The sequence below is a fragment of the Roseomonas gilardii subsp. gilardii genome (assembly GCF_023078375.1).
Classification (GTDB): Bacteria; Pseudomonadota; Alphaproteobacteria; order Acetobacterales; family Acetobacteraceae; genus Roseomonas; species Roseomonas gilardii.
Map to the genome: position 1 here is coordinate 2855508 of NZ_CP095554.1, position 14219 is coordinate 2869726.

A 14219-nucleotide genomic window follows, 5' to 3' on the forward strand; every position below is an offset into this window, starting at 1 on the left:
GGTCCCGGCACCATGCCGCCCACCGTATCAGGCTGGGGCATCCAGCCCGGCCAGGGCCTCCGGCGTGTCGAAGTCGCGCAGCACGGAATCTTCCGTCACCGGAACGGTGGCGAGATGCGCGGCATGGCGGGCCAGCAGCCCGCGCGCGCCCCGGTCTCCGGTCAGGGCGCGGATCTCGGCGAAGAACTCCCGGCCCCAGAGGACCGGATTGCCCGGCTGCCCCTCATGGACCGGCTGCACCACGCTCCGCCCCGCCGCGGGATCGAAGCCGTCCAGGATGCGGTCCAGCGTGCCTGGGCCGACCAGCGGCATGTCGCCGAGGCAGACCAGCGCTCCCTCGGAATCCTCCGGCACCGCCTCCAGCCCGGCGCGGAGCGAGGCGGAAAGCCCCTCGGCATGGTCCGGCGCATGCACGAAGCGCACGGGGCGCCCGGCCAGGGCGGCCTCCACGCGCTCTCGCTCATGGCCGGTCACCACGATCACCGGATCGGCCCGGCTGGCCAGGACATGGTCCACCGTGCGGGCGATCATCGGCCGCCCGGCGGCATCCTCGGCCAGCAGCTTGTTCACCGGCCCCATGCGGCGCGACAGGCCGGCGGCCAGCACCAGCGCGGCCACGGGGCGGTGGCCGGGGCGGGGCAGGGGTTCGGCCCGCCCGGCGGCGGCGCGGGGCAGGGGCCGGGTCTCGATCTCCATCAGCAGCCCGCCGGCGCCCAGGCGCTGGATATCGCGGCCGGTGACGGGAATGCCGGCGGCCAGGCGCTGCAGCACCCAGTCGAAGCCGTTCAGCGCCGGGCTGCGGGCGCAGCCGGGCAGGACCAAAGCGGGCCGCCCTTCCAGGCGCCCCAGGCAGAGCAGGTTGCCCGGGTCCACCGGCATGCCGAAATGCTCGATCTCACCCCCCGCGCGGGTGATGGCGGCGGGGCCGACATCGCGCCGGTCCACCACGGCGGAGGCCCCGATCACCATCAGCAGGTCGGCGCCCGCCGCCCGCAGCCGGTGCAGGGCTCCGGCGATGGCGGCCTCCTCATGGGGCACCCGCTCGGCGGGCAGCAGCTCGCCGCCCACGGCCTCCACCCGGGCGCGCGTCGCCTCCAGCGTGCCGGCGAGGATGCTCTCCTTCATGCCCGGCAGGCTGCTCATCGCCAGCCCGGCCCGGAAGGGGCGATAGGGATGGAAGGACAGGGCATGGCCGGCGCGGGCGAGGGCTTCCGCCTCCACCAGCACGGCGCCGGGCACGGCGAAGGGGATGACCTTGATGGTGGCCGCCATCTCCCGCGCCGAAAGGGGCGCGAAAGCCGGCTGCGTGGCCAGGGTCAGGCTCTCGTCCAGCGCGTTCAGCCGGTCGATCAGCGCCACGTCCAGCGCCAGCACGCCCGGCATGGCGGCGAAAAGGTTCACCCGCCCGGTCGCGGCGCGGGAGCGGGTGAGGCCAGGCCGCAGCAGCGCCTCGGCCAGCCGGCCGGCGGCCTCGTCCTCGGCCACGTCTCCGGGTTCCAGCCGGGCGGCGATGACCTCCCGCTCCCCGGCCTCCGCCAGGGCCGCCAGGGCGGCCGCATCCAGCACCGTGCCCTTCTTCAGCACCCGCCCCGGCAGGCGGTGTGTATGCGCCAGGACGGCGCCCAGCGCTTCCTCCAGCGGGGTGGGGCCGAAGATCACGTCCTTTGCCCGAGCGCGGCGCCGCGGCGCACCGCCACGATCTCCGCCAGGATGGAAACCGCGATCTCCGGCGCGGTGACGGCGCCGATGTCCAGCCCGACCGGCGCGTGGATGCGGGCGGTGGCGGCTTCGCCATGGCCCAGCCCGGCCAGCCGGGCGAGGCGCTTCGCATGAGTGCGGCGGCTGCCCAGGGCACCGATGTAGAAAGCCTCGCTGCGCAGCGCCGCATCCAGCGCGGCATCGTCGAATTTCGGATCATGGGTCAGCGTCACCACGGCGCTGCGCGGGTCCGGGCCGAGCAGGGCCATGGCATCGTCCGGCCATTCATGGATCAGCGTGGCGCCCTTCGCGAAACGCTCCTCCGTGGCGAAGGCGCGGCGCGGGTCCACCACCGCCACGGCGAAACCCGCCGCCACCGCCATCGGCACCAGGGCCTGGGCGATATGCACCGCCCCCACCAGGATCAGCCGCAGCGGCGGGTTGTGCGGATGGACGAACCAGGTCTCGCCCGCCAGTTCGACGTTCCCCGCCGCATCCTCGGCCAATGCGTCGCGGGCGGCCTCGGCCAGCAAGGGCGGGATGTCCTCCACATCCTCCCCGGCCCCCCAGAGGCGCTGCGCCCCATCCGGCAGGCGGGTCAGCAGGGCGACAGGGCGTTTTTCCGCCTGGGCGGCACGCAGCCGCGCGAAGAGCTCCGTTCTCAACCCAGCTTCTCCACGAAGACCTTGAGCTTGCCGCCGCAGGCGAGGCCGACCTCCCAGGCGCGCTCATCGGAAATGCCGAAATCCAGCAGTTGCGGCCGGCCGTCGCGCATCACCGCCTGCGCCACCTCGGCCACCGCACCCTCGATGCAGCCGCCGGACACGGAACCGGCGAGGCGGCCGGAGCCGCTGACCGCGAGGCGGGAGCCGGGCGGGCGGGGGAGGAACCCCAGGTCTCCACCACCGTGGCCAGGGCCACCGCCTCGCCTTCCTGGCGCCAGGCATCGGCGGCGGCCAGGATGTCCTCGCCGGCAACAGGGGTGTCCTTGGGGGTTTCGCTCATGCGGGCCTCCTTGATGCGGCCTTTGGGGGCGAGCCGCCCGGGATGGACAGCGCCTCCACCAGCGCGCGCAGGCTGTCGAGGTTATGCACCGGGCGATGCTCGTGGACATGCGGCAGCAGCGCCCGGATGCCCTGAGACCTGGGTTGGAAGCCCGCATAGCGCAACAGCGGGTTCAGCCAGATCAGCCGCCGGCAGGAATGCGCCAGCCGTTCCGCCGCCTCGCCCAGCCCCTCGCCCCCGGCGCGGTCCAGCCCGTCGGTGATCAGCAGCACCACCGCGCCCTGGCCCAGCACGCGCCGCGCCCAGTCGCGGTTGAAATGCTCCAGCGCCTCGCCGATCCGCGTGCCGCCGGACCAGTCCGGCGCGGCCCGGCCGACCATCTGGAAGGCGACCTCCGGATCGCGGTGGCGGAGCTGCCGCGTCACATTGGTCAGCCGCGTGCCGAAGAGGAAGGTGTGGACCCGGTCGCGGTCATTGGTCACGGCATGGAGGAAATGCACCAGCACCTGGGCATAGCGCGCCATGGAGCCGGAGATATCGCAGATCGCCACCAGCGGCGGCGGGCGCTCCACCCTCCGGCGGCGCTCGATGGCCAGGATCTCGCCACCCCGGCGCAGGCTGGCCCGCACCGTGGCGCGCAGGTCGCTGCGCGGCCCGTGCGGATCGGGGCGGAAGCGCCGGGTCGGGCGCGCGGCGAGCGGCAGGGCGAGGCGACGGATCTCGCGCTTGGCGGCGGCGATCTCCTCGGCGCTCATCGCCTCGAAATCGAGCTGGCCCAGGCGTTCCGCCGCGCTGACCGAGAGGCTGGCCTCGTCCGGCTTCTCCTCCCGCTCGCCGCCGGCGGGGTCGCGGTTCGCCGCCAAAGCCTCGGCGAGGCGGCGGGCGGCGGGCAGGCGCTCCGTGGCTTCCGCACCGCTCTCCCCGCCGCCCAGGGGCAGGCCGGGGGCGCGCCACCAGAGGTCGAAGGCGCCGTCGAAGACCTCGTGGTGGTCATGAGCGTGCAGGAGCGTCGCGCGCAGCGCGGCGCGCACCGTGTCGCGCTCGGCGATCCCGGTGATCGCCAGCGCCTCGGCGGCGGCGAGGCTTTCCGCCGGGCCGACCGGAAGGCCGGCGCGCCGCAGCAGCCTGGCGAAGCCGATCAGGTTGCCGGCGAACTGCGCGCCCGAAGGCGCCGCCCCGTCGGGTTCAGGCTTCCGCACCTGACCTGGCCTCCGCCAGCAGTTGCGCCGCCTCCGCGCCGCGCAGCCGGGCGATGTCGTCCTGGTACTTCAGCAGGACGCCGAGCGTTTCCTCGACCAGGGCCGGCTCCAGCTCCCGCGCCCCCAGGGCGGCGAGGGCGCGGGCCCAGTCGATGGTTTCCGCCACGCCGGGCAGCTTGAACCAGTCCGGGCCGCGCCGCAGCGCCTGGACGAACCCCACGACCTCGCGCGACAGGCGATCCGAAAGGCCGGGCGCGCGGGCCTCCAGGATCTCGCGCTCCCGCGCCGCATCGGGATAGTCCACCCAGTGGTACAGGCAGCGGCGGCGGATGGCGTCGTGCACCTCCCGCGTCCGGTTGGAGGTGATGATCACCACCGGCGGCACCTGGGCGCGGATCGTGCCGAGTTCCGGCACGGTGATCTGGTTGTCGGCCAGGATCTCCAGCAGGAAGGCCTCGAAAGGCTCGTCGGCGCGGTCCAGCTCGTCGATCAGCAGGACGGCGGGGCTGCCCTCCAGGGCGGAGAGCAGCGGGCGTTCCTGCAGGAAGCGGCGGTCGTAGAGGCCGCGCTCCAGGGCCGCCGCATCGCCCGCGCTGCCGGAAGCCTCGGCGAGCCGGATCGCCATGAGCTGCTTGGCGTGGTCCCACTCATAGGCCGCGGCATTCAGGTCGAGCCCGTCATAGCATTGCAGCCGCACCAGCCGGCGTGGCAGGCGCGCGGCCAGGACCTTGGCGATCTCCGTCTTGCCGGTGCCGGGCTCGCCCTCCAGGAAGAGCGGGCGGCCCATCTGCAGGGCGAGATGCACCGAGGTCGCCAGGGCAGCATCGGCGACATAACCCCCCTCGGCCAGGAGCCGGCGGGTGTCGGTCACGCTGCCCGGGAGATGGGGGAAAGGATCTCGCCGCTCACGTCGCGGATGTCACGGTATGGGGAACCTCAGCCGAGGAAGATCAGCGCCATCATCAGGAGCCAGACGACCAGCCCGCCCCAGAAGATCATGCTCTGCCCCAGGAATTCGCGCGGCATCATGGCGCGTACAAGGGCCAGGCCGCTCACGGCGCTGTCGGCGGCCTTGGGAAGCGGGGATTCGACGGGGGTGGCAGCGGCGCTGGCGGCCACCTCCTCAGGCTCCGGCACGCCGATATTGGCCGCGAAGCGGTCGAAGAACTGGTCCGCCATCTGCTTGGCGGTGCTGTCCACCAGCCGGGCGCCGAGCTGGGCCATCTTGCCGCCGACCTGCGCCTTCACGGCATAGTGCAGCAGGGTGACGGCATCGGTCACCTCCTCCAGCTTCACATCGGCGCCGCCCTTGGCGAATCCCATGGCGCCGCCGTTGCCCTCGCCGGTGATGGTGTAGGATTCCGGGGCATTGATGTTGGTCAGGCTGACCTTGCCGCTGAACTTCGCCGCCATCGGGCCGATGCGCACCGCGACGCGGGCGGTGTAGCCGCCCTCCGGCGTCCGTTCCAGCGACTCGCAGCCGGGGATCGCGGCCTTCAGCGCCTCCGGGTCGTTCAGGGCATCCCAGACCCGTTGGCGCGGCGCCTCGATCCGCCGTTCACCGGTCATTTCCATTCGGGCGTCTCCATCACGGGAATCAGTGCGGTTCGGAAACTCATTCGTGCCTTAGCCTAGGGGGCGGGTATCCCGGGGGGAAGACGGGGGCCCCAAGGGAAACAGGCCGGATTTCGGGGGCCTGGCTCTTGGTGTAGAGCGGCAATGCCGGCAATCTGTGATGTGGGATTATTTCCCACACACTTCCCTCTCAGATGGAATGCAGACCCCATGGACCCGAAAGCGATGCGCCGCCGCCAGGTGACCTCCCTCCTGCTCGGTTCGCTGGCCGTGCTCCCGGCCCTGGCCGCGCAGCCGGCCCTGGCGCAGCAGGGGCCGCAGCCACCGCTGCCGGCCGAGCCGCTGACGATCGTCACCCGTGACGGCAAGCGCCATGTCTTCAACGTGGAAATGGCCACCGACACCGAGCAGCAGCGCATCGGGCTGATGTTCCGTCAGCGCGTGGCGCCGAATGGCGGGATGCTCTTCGACTGGGGGCGGCCGATGCAGAGCGGGATGTGGATGCGCAACACCATCACCTCGCTCGACATGATCTTCATCAAGCAGGATGGCACCATCGACCGTATCGCCGAGCGCACGGTGCCCCGCAGCGAGGCGGTGATCCAGAGCAACGGCCCGGTCCGGGCCACGCTGGAACTGGCGGCCGGTACGGCCGAGCGCCTGGGCATCCGCGTGGGCGACAAGGTGGAGCAGCGCATCTTCGGCAACGGCTGAGGCGGCCGGGCGGCCCCCTCAAGGGAAGCACCTCCGGGGATGCCTCCCGGGCGCAAACCTTTCCGCCCCGGCGCCGTTGGCCCTTCACGGCGGGGGTTCACGGCCCGCCGGAACAGGGGCCGCCGCGCCGGGACCCCAGCGGGTGGACCGCCGGGTGGATGCGGCGGCCGGCCCATCAGGAGAAGCCCGCTTGCGCCGAAATCCCGCCGTATCCTTCACCATACTGGGCCTGCTGGCCGCACCGCTGCTGGCCTCGCCCGCCTGGGCCCAGAGTTCCACCCCGCGCGACACGTCGAACAGCGGCAGCAGCAGCGTGGGGAAGGGCACCAGCAGCAGCCCGGCGGTGACACCGCCCCGCAGCGGCTCCACCCCGCGGGACAACTCCAACACCGGCAGCAGCCAGGTCGGCCCCGGCAGAGCCCAGAGCCCGGCGGTGACGCCCCCCAGCCCGGTGCGACGCCCCGGGACGAGTCGGGCAGCGGCTCCTCTGCCCGTGGCGGGCCCGGTACAGGCCCGGCGCGTTAAGCCGCTCCGCGACCCGGAGGGCGGGGTATGAACCCCCGCCCTTGCGGCGGCCTGCCACAAGGGTGGGCTTTCACAGGGGGAGGATCAGGGTTTCGCCAAAGGCCGGGACGCGGAAGGCCATGTCCGGCAGGCCGGCGGCGCCGCGGGCGGCCTCCAGGCCCTTCACCGGTGCGTCGAAAGCCTCCCGTGTCAGGCGGAAGGTGCCGAAATGCATGGCGATGGCCGTTTCGATCCGCAGATCGGCACGCGCCTGGACGGCCTCGGCCGGGTCGACATGCACCACATGCATGAACCAGCGCGGCACGAAGGCGCCGATCGGCACCAGCCCAACGGCGAAGGGCCCCAGCCGGGCACCGATCTCGGCCAGATGCAGTCCATAGGCGGTATCGCCGCAAAAGATCAGCCGCCCCCCGTCCCGGGCCCGCACCACGAAGCCACCCCAGAGCATACGGCCGCCGTCGAAGGGCGTGCGGGCGGAGAAGTGCTTCATCGGCAGATAGGTGGCCGTGGCCCCGCCGGGCAGAGGGGCATCCTGCCACCAGTCCAGTTCCACCGCCCCGGGCATCCCCCTGCGGGCCAGATAGGCGCCGTTCCCCAGCCCCGTGACGATCGGGACAGGATACAGCCGGCGCAAGGTCGGCAGGTCCATATGGTCGTAGTGGTTGTGGCTGAGCAGCACCGCATCGACCGGTGGCAGCTTCTCCAGCGGGATCGCAGGAGGGCGGACCCGCTTCGGCCCGGCGAAGGCGAAGGGGCTGCAACGCTCGCTCCAGACCGGGTCGGTCAGCAAGGTGGGGCCCCCGGCGAAGCGCAGCAGGAAGCTGCTGTGGCCGATGAAGGTGACCGCCACATGGCCGGGCGGCGGCTCGGCCGGGGGCGGCTGCGGCGGGTCCTCGACCCGTTCCGGCCAGGGCGGCCCGGCGGGCTCGCGCGACAGGCGCCAGAGTGCCCGCCGCGTCTGCCCGGCGCGCGTGCCGTCGGGGTTGAGGAATCGCCCCCGGACCCGCTGCGCACCCCGGGCCGGGCCGGCGGGCGCTTCGGACGATCCCCCGGCCGGTCCCGTATCGTCCAGGTTCCATACCGGGGCATCCTCCGGGACGTCCCCTGGGATGTCCCCTGGCAGGGTCATATCGGCCTGGTCATGCCGGCAGGGCATGCCCCAGGCGACCGGCGAGGTCGGTGACGAACTGCCAGGCGACGCGGCCGGAGCGGCTGCCACGCGTGACCTGCCATTCCTTGGCCTGGGCGTGCAGCTCCTCCCTCGGAAGGTCGAGGCCCAGTGCCCCGGCATAGCCTTCCACCATGGCCAGGAAGGTCGGCTGGTCGCAGTTGTGGAAGCCGATCCAGAGGCCGAAACGGTCGGACAGGCTGACCTTCTCCTCCACCGCCTCGCCCGGGTTGATCGCGGTGGAGCGCTCGTTCTCGATCATGTCGCGGGGCATCAGATGCCTGCGGTTCGAGGTGGCATAGAAGAGGACATTGGCCGGGCGCCCCTCGATGCCGCCATCCAGCACGGATTTCAGCGCCTTGTAGTCGGCGTCCTCGCGCTCGAAGGACAGGTCGTCGCAGAAGACCAGGCAGCGGCGCGGCTGGGCGCGCAGGATGTTCAGCAGCTCCGGCAGGGTGCGGATGTCCTCGCGCTGGATCTCGATCAGCACCAGGCTGCCGGGCTTCTCCCGGTTGGCGGCGGCATGGGCGGCCTTGACCAGCGAGGACTTGCCCATGCCCCGGGCGCCCCAGAGCATGGCGTTGTTGGCGGGCAGGCCCCGGGCGAAGCGCCGGGTGTTCTCCAGCAGCAGCGCCTTCTGCGCCTCGACACCCTGGAGGAGGGAGACATCGACCGCCGCCACGCTGGGCACGGGGGCCAGGCGCGGCTCGGGGGCGGGATGCCAGACGAAGGCATCGGCGCCTTCCAGTGACGGCGGGGCGGGGGAGGCGGGGGCCAGGCGCTCCAGCGCCTCGGCGATCCGGAGCAGGGCCGGCAGAAGATCGGACACTTGGAAGGGACTCGTTCGATGCGATGGACGGGAATGATGGGTTCGGCCCGTAAGGATGGGTTGACGGGCAGGGGGCGGAGGCTAGGTTCCGCCCCCATCCATCGCAAGCCGGGAAACTCCAACCCTCATGCTCGTCTCCACCGCCTACGCGCAGGACGCCGCCGGAAGTGCCGGCGCCGCCGGAATCGTGATGCAGCTCGCCCCGATGCTGCTCATCTTCGTGGTCTTCTACTTCCTGCTGATCCGCCCGCAGCAGCGCAAGGCCAAGGAGCACCGCACCATGCTGCAGTCGCTGAAGCGGAATGACCGCATCGTGACCGCGGGCGGCATCGTGGGCGTGATCACCAAGGTCAAGGAAGGCACGGACGAGGTCGAGGTCGAGATCGCCCCCAATGTCCGCGTCAACGTGCTGCGCGGCACGATCGGCAGCGTGGTGCGGCCCACCGCGGCCAACGACACGGCCGTGGCCAAGGGCTGAGGCGGGGGCCACCCGGGGCTGAACCCCTGGGGCGGTCGCGAAAAGGGGGAGCGCCAGCGATGGCGCTCCCCCTTTTCCGTTCCCGGGCGGCCCCCGCGGAGAGCCGCCCGGAGAGGGGTCAGGCCGACTGGCCGGACGTCAGGCCCTTGTCGAGCAGGCCGGCGACGAATTCCCAGTTCACCAGCTTGTCGAGGAAGTTGGACAGGTAGTCCGGGCGGCGGTTGCGGAAGTCCAGGTAGTAGGAGTGCTCCCACACATCCACGCCGAGGAGGGGCGTGCCCTCGCCGGTGGAGATCGGGTTGGCGCCGTTCGGGGTCTTGGTGATCTTCAGCTTGCCCGAGGCATCCTGGATCAGCCAGGCCCAGCCGGAGCCGAACTGGCCGACGCCGGCCGCCTTGAAGTCGTCCTTGAACTTCTGCAGGCCGCCGAGGTCGCTGTCGATCTTCGCCTGCAGCGCGCCCGGGATCTTGTCGCCGCCGCCATTGGGCGACATCACCTGCCAGAACAGGATGTGGTTCCAGTGCTGGCCGGCCTGGTTCAGCACGGGCTGGCTGTCGGCGCCGCCCTTGCCGGCTTCGGCCACGATCTGCTCCAGAGTCTTGCCGGCGAGGCCCTTGCTTTCGATCAGGCCGTTCAGGGCGGTGACATAGGCCTGGTGGTGCTTGCCGTGATGCAGCTCCAGCGTCTCCTGGCACATGCCGCGGGCGGCGAGCGCGCCGGGATCATAGGGCAGAGGCGGAAGGCTGAAGGCCATGAGAGGTCTCCCCAATGTTGAAACCGGCGGGAAGGTGGGCGGCTCCCCGTGAGGCGTCAACCTTGCGGGGCGGGCTTTGCGGCGCCAGAAGGCGGCCGATGGCTGAATTGTCGGAGATCGGCGCGATCGCGCGCCGCAGCGACCCGGATCGCTTCCTCTGCGCGCTCTTCGCGCCACCGGAGAAGCGCGAGGCACTGTTTACGCTGATCGCTTTCAACAACGAACTCGCCCGCGCCCGCGAGGTGGCGAGCCAGCCGATGATGGCGCTGATCCGCCTGCAATGGTGGCGCGATTCGCTGGACGAGATGGCGGCGGCCCGGCCGGCGCGACGGCACGAGGTGGCGGGGCCGCTGCACGCGCTCGTCACCGCCGGGGTGCTGGAGGCGGCGGATCTCCAGGCCATGCTGGATGCGCGGGAGGCGGAGGCCGAGGAGATCGAGAGCCGGGGGGCCTTCGAGAGCTATCTGCGCGGCTCGGCCGGTGGCTTCGCGGTGGCGGCGGGGCGGTTGCTGGGGGTGCCGCCGGCCCTGCTGCCGGCGCTGCAATCGGCGGGCGCCGGCTATGGGCTGGCCGGGGTGCTGCGGTCCCTGCCGCTCCAGGCGCGGCAGGGGCGCAACCTGCTGCCGGTGGAGATGCTGGCCGATGGGGAGAGGTGGAGGGGATCGCGCCCGATTCCCCCGCCGTGATCGCGGTGGCACGGCGCTTGGCGACGGAAGCCCTCCCCGTGCTGGCGCAGGCGCGGGAGGCGCTGCGGGGCCTGCCGAAGCCGGCCATCGCCGCCGCCCTGCCGCTGGTCCTGGCACGACGGGACCTGGGGCGGATCGCCGCCGGGGCCGACCTGTCGCGGCCGCCCGGGCCGCGCGGCGGCCTGGACCGGATCGCCGTGGCCTGGGCCGGGCTGCGCGGGCGGGTCTAGCGGGCACGGGTCGGTTCAGGTGCCGCGCTGCAACTGCGCCACGTAGGAGCGGTTCCAGCACGGGCTGATCATTACCTCCGCCTGGCTGCCCGAGGCGCGGATACGGCTGGCGAGACATCCTCCAGGGGCGTCGTCCGCCTTCCGGTGAGGAGGATCCCCGCGCCCTCCTCCGCCAAAGCGAGGGCCGCCGCCTCGCCGATGCCGGCCCCGTCACCCAGGCCACCTGGCCTGCCATTCCGCTCTCCCTCCACCGGAACGGGCGGGAGCGTGGGGCCGTCGCGCACCGCCTGGGAACAGGGGGTGCGGAGCCGGATGTCAGGCCCGCTTGCGCTTCGCCTTCGGTGCCGGCAGCAGGGGCGCCAGGAAGTGGCCAGTGTGGCTGTCCTTATGGGCCGCGACCTGTTCCGGCGTGCCCTGGGCGACGATGCGGCCGCCGCCCTCGCCACCTTCGGGGCCGAGGTCGAGCAGCCAGTCGGCGGTCTTGATGACCTCCAGGTTGTGCTCGATCACCAGCACCGTGTTGCCCTGCCGCACCAGCGCCTGGAGCAGTTCCAGCAGCTTGCGCACATCCTCGAAATGCAGGCCGGTGGTCGGCTCGTCGAGGATGTAGAGGGTGCGGCCGGTGGCGCGGCGGGACAATTCCTTGGCCAGCTTGATGCGCTGCGCCTCGCCGCCCGAGAGCGTCGTCGCCTGCTGGCCCAGATGGATGTAGCCCAGCCCGACCTCCCGCAGCACCACCAGCTTGTCGCGGATTGCGGGCACGGCGGAGAAGAACTCGCAGCCCTCGTCCACCGTCATCTCCAGCACATCGGCGATGGACTTGTCGCGGAAGCGGACCTCCAGCGTCTCCCGGTTGTAGCGCTTGCCCTTGCATGTATCGCAGGTGACATAGACGTCTGGCAGGAAGTGCATCTCGATCTTGAGCACGCCGTCGCCCTGGCACGCCTCGCAGCGGCCGCCCTTCACGTTGAAGGAGAAGCGGCCGGGCTTGTAGCCACGCGCGCGGGATTCCGGCAGTTCCGCGAACCAGTCGCGGATCGGCGCGAAAAGGCCCGTATAGGTGGCCGGGTTGGAACGGGGCGTGCGGCCGATCGGCGACTGGTCGATGTCGATGATCTTGTCGAGATATTCCAGCCCCTCGATCCGGTCGTGCGGGGCGGGGACGGTGCCGGAGCCCATCAGGCGCCGCGCCACGGCCTTGTAGAGCGTCTCGATCACCAGGGTGGACTTGCCGCCGCCGGACACGCCGGTGACGCAGGTGAAGGTGCCAAGCGGGATCTCGGCCGTGACGTCCTTCAGGTTGTTGCCGCGCGCGCCGATGACGCGGAGCATCTTCTCCGGATCGGGCGTGCGGCGCTCGGCAGGCACCTCGATGCGCTGGCGGCCCGAAAGATAGGCGCCGGTGACGCTGTCCGGGTTGGCCGCGACCTCCTCCGGCGTGCCCTGGGCGATGACGTTGCCGCCGCCCTTGCCGGCGGCCGGGCCGATATCGATCAGATGGTCGGCGGCGCGGATGGCGTCCTCGTCATGCTCCACCACCAGCACGGTGTTGCCGAGGTCGCGCAGCCGCCGCAGCGTGTTCAGCAGGCGCTCATTGTCCCGCTGGTGCAGGCCGATCGAGGGCTCGTCGAGCACGTAGAGCACGCCGGTCAGGCCGGAGCCGATCTGCGAGGCGAGGCGGATGCGCTGGCTCTCGCCGCCCGAAAGCGTGGCGGAGGAGCGGGACAGGCTGAGATAGTCGAGCCCCACATCCACCAGGAAGCGCAGGCGCTCGTTGATCTCGCGCAGGATGCGGCCGGCGATCTCCTGCCGCTGCACGGTCAGCGTGCCGTGGACATTGGCGAACCATTCCATGGCTTTGCGGATCGACAGCTCGCTGGCCTGTGCGATGTGGAGGCCGGCGACCTTCACGGCCAGTGCCTCGGGCTTCAGGCGGGCGCCCTGGCAGGCCTTGCAGGGGCGGTCGGCCTTGTAGCGCTCCAGATCCTCCCGCACCCAGGGGTTGTCCGTCTCGCGCAGGCGGCGCTCCAGGTTCGGGAGGACGCCCTCGAAGGGCTTCTTCACCTCGTAGGCGCGCAGCCCGTCCTTGTAGCGGAGCGTCACCACCTCGCCGCCCGTGCCGTGCAGGATGCCCTTGCGCACGGCGGCCGGAAGCTCGGCCCAGGGGGTCTTCATCGAGACCTTGAAGTGCTTCGCCAGGCTTTCCAGCGTCTGGTCGTAATAGGCGGAGGAGGAGCCGCCGGCCCAGGGGGCCACGGCGCCCTCGGCCAGCGGGCGCAGGTCGTCCGGCACCACCAGGGCCGGATCGAAATAGCTCTCCGTGCCCAGCCCGTCGCAGACCGGGCAGGCGCCCTGGGGCGAGTTGAAGGAGAAGAGGCGGGGCTCGATCTCCTCGATGGTGAAGCCGCTCTCCGGGCAGGCGAAGCGGGAGGAGAAGACGGTGCGCTCGCCGCTGTCGGCATCCTCCGCATAGGCGACGCCGTCGGCCAGGCCCAGCGCCGTCTCGAAGCTGTCGGCGAGGCGGGTCTCCATGCCGGGGCGGACCACGATGCGGTCCACCACGGCCTCGATGTCGTGCTTGCGCTTCTTGTCGAGGTTCGGCGCCTCCTCCAGCCGGTAGAGGGTGCCGTTGATCTTGGCGCGCTCGAAGCCGCGGCGCTGGAGCTCGGCCAACTCCTTCTTCCACTCGCCCTTCTTGCCCCGGGCGATGGGGGCCAGGATCAGCAGGCGCTTGCCCTCGCCCATGCCCAGGACGCGGTCCACCATCATGGAGACGGTCTGCGCCTCGATCGGCAGGCCGGTCGCGGGGGAATAGGGCACGCCGACCCGCGCCCAGAGCAGGCGCATGTAGTCATGGATCTCGGTGACCGTGCCGACCGTGGAGCGCGGGTTGTGCGAGGTGGTCTTCTGCTCGATCGAGATGGCCGGGGACAGGCCCTCGATGCTGTCCACATCCGGCTTGCCCATGAGCTGGAGGAACTGCCGGGCATAGGCCGACAGGCTCTCCACATAGCGCCGCTGCCCCTCGGCATAGATCGTGTCGAAGGCCAGCGAGGACTTCCCGGAGCCGGACAGGCCGGTGATGACCGTCAGCGTGTCCTTCGGAATGTCGAGATCGATGTTCTTCAGGTTGTGCTGCCGCGCGCCCCGGACCCGGATGGCCGGACCCTGCACCGGCCTCGGCGCCCCGCGCTCCGCGCCACATTTCGCGCCCTGCCCGGAGGCCCGGGCCGCCGCGCCGGCCTGCCGCGCCGGCCGGGTGCTGGCGGAGGCGGCGGCATCGGCAGTGGCGAGGTCGGTGTCGCGAGAGGCGGCCATGCTGGTGTCCTGGGCTGTGTCCTGGCCGGAGGCGGTGCGG

14 protein-coding genes and 1 pseudogene are annotated in these 14219 nt (G+C 71.8%); 4 read left to right on the forward strand and 11 right to left on the reverse strand.

Going from position 1 to position 14219, the window contains the following annotated elements; translation table 11 throughout:
- Nucleotides 1-27 precede the first annotated feature (27 nt).
- The 6 genes and pseudogenes from MVG78_RS13005 to MVG78_RS13030 all read right to left on the reverse strand — a co-directional run bounded on the left by MVG78_RS13005 (nt 28) and on the right by MVG78_RS13030 (nt 5477).
- Nucleotides 28-1659, reverse strand: a complete 1632-nt coding sequence (locus MVG78_RS13005) for an NTP transferase domain-containing protein (RefSeq protein WP_247552087.1) — start codon at nt 1657-1659, stop codon at nt 28-30.
- Complete coding sequence (locus tag MVG78_RS13010) at nt 1656-2363, reverse strand: XdhC family protein (RefSeq protein WP_247552088.1); 708 nt, start codon at nt 2361-2363, stop codon at nt 1656-1658. The genes MVG78_RS13005 and MVG78_RS13010 overlap by 4 nt, the downstream gene beginning before the upstream one ends.
- Nucleotides 2360-2703: pseudogene (locus MVG78_RS13015) on the reverse strand (XdhC family protein). Before MVG78_RS13015 ends, MVG78_RS13010 begins: the two are co-directional and overlap by 4 nt.
- Complete coding sequence (locus MVG78_RS13020) at nt 2700-3902, reverse strand: vWA domain-containing protein (RefSeq protein ID WP_247552090.1); 1203 nt, start codon at nt 3900-3902, stop codon at nt 2700-2702. Before MVG78_RS13020 ends, MVG78_RS13015 begins: the two are co-directional and overlap by 4 nt.
- Nucleotides 3889-4773, reverse strand: coding sequence for an AAA family ATPase (locus tag MVG78_RS13025; RefSeq protein ID WP_247552092.1), 885 nt, complete (start codon nt 4771-4773; stop codon nt 3889-3891). The genes MVG78_RS13020 and MVG78_RS13025 overlap by 14 nt, the downstream gene beginning before the upstream one ends.
- A gap of 65 nt (nt 4774-4838) precedes the next feature.
- A complete protein-coding gene (locus MVG78_RS13030) occupies nt 4839-5477 on the reverse strand; it encodes an SRPBCC family protein (protein ID WP_247552094.1) in 639 nt (212 codons plus the stop codon).
- A 210-nt stretch (nt 5478-5687) separates the two neighbouring features.
- Between MVG78_RS13030 and MVG78_RS13035 the strand changes: the two genes are divergently transcribed.
- Nucleotides 5688-6191 carry a DUF192 domain-containing protein gene (locus MVG78_RS13035; RefSeq protein WP_247552096.1) on the forward strand — a complete coding sequence of 168 codons (504 nt, stop codon included), beginning with the start codon at nt 5688-5690 and terminating at the stop codon, nt 6189-6191.
- 84 nt (nt 6192-6275) lie between these two features.
- Here the strand turns inward: MVG78_RS13035 and MVG78_RS13040 are convergent, their stop codons facing one another.
- The 3 genes from MVG78_RS13040 to MVG78_RS13050 form a co-directional block, all read right to left on the reverse strand.
- Complete coding sequence (locus MVG78_RS13040) at nt 6276-6581, reverse strand: hypothetical protein (RefSeq protein ID WP_247552098.1); 306 nt, start codon at nt 6579-6581, stop codon at nt 6276-6278.
- Between the two features lie 205 nt (nt 6582-6786).
- Nucleotides 6787-7845, reverse strand: coding sequence for an MBL fold metallo-hydrolase (locus tag MVG78_RS13045; RefSeq protein WP_247552101.1), 1059 nt, complete (start codon nt 7843-7845; stop codon nt 6787-6789).
- 10 nt (nt 7846-7855) lie between these two features.
- The gene (locus MVG78_RS13050) at nt 7856-8713 is read right to left on the reverse strand and encodes an ATP-binding protein (protein WP_247552103.1); all 858 of its coding nucleotides are present in this window, start codon (nt 8711-8713) and stop codon (nt 7856-7858) included.
- A gap of 127 nt (nt 8714-8840) precedes the next feature.
- On the opposite strand from MVG78_RS13050, the gene yajC reads away from it, so the two are divergent.
- Nucleotides 8841-9191: a preprotein translocase subunit YajC gene (gene yajC / locus MVG78_RS13055; RefSeq protein WP_247552105.1), complete on the forward strand. Its 351-nt coding sequence runs from the start codon at nt 8841-8843 to the stop codon at nt 9189-9191.
- A gap of 118 nt (nt 9192-9309) precedes the next feature.
- Here the strand turns inward: yajC and MVG78_RS13060 are convergent, their stop codons facing one another.
- Nucleotides 9310-9945 (reverse strand): superoxide dismutase, encoded by a 636-nt coding sequence (locus MVG78_RS13060; protein WP_247552107.1) that lies wholly within the window; start codon nt 9943-9945, stop codon nt 9310-9312.
- A 98-nt stretch (nt 9946-10043) separates the two neighbouring features.
- On the opposite strand from MVG78_RS13060, the gene MVG78_RS13065 reads away from it, so the two are divergent.
- Complete coding sequence (locus MVG78_RS13065) at nt 10044-10631, forward strand: squalene/phytoene synthase family protein (protein ID WP_247552108.1); 588 nt, start codon at nt 10044-10046, stop codon at nt 10629-10631.
- Nucleotides 10632-10648: 17 nt separating this feature from the next.
- Nucleotides 10649-10861: a hypothetical protein gene (locus MVG78_RS13070; protein WP_247552110.1), complete on the forward strand. Its 213-nt coding sequence runs from the start codon at nt 10649-10651 to the stop codon at nt 10859-10861.
- 315 nt (nt 10862-11176) lie between these two features.
- Here the strand turns inward: MVG78_RS13070 and uvrA are convergent, their stop codons facing one another.
- Complete coding sequence (gene uvrA / locus MVG78_RS13075; protein ID WP_247552113.1) at nt 11177-14179, reverse strand: excinuclease ABC subunit UvrA; 3003 nt, start codon at nt 14177-14179, stop codon at nt 11177-11179.
- Nucleotides 14180-14219 lie beyond the last annotated feature (40 nt).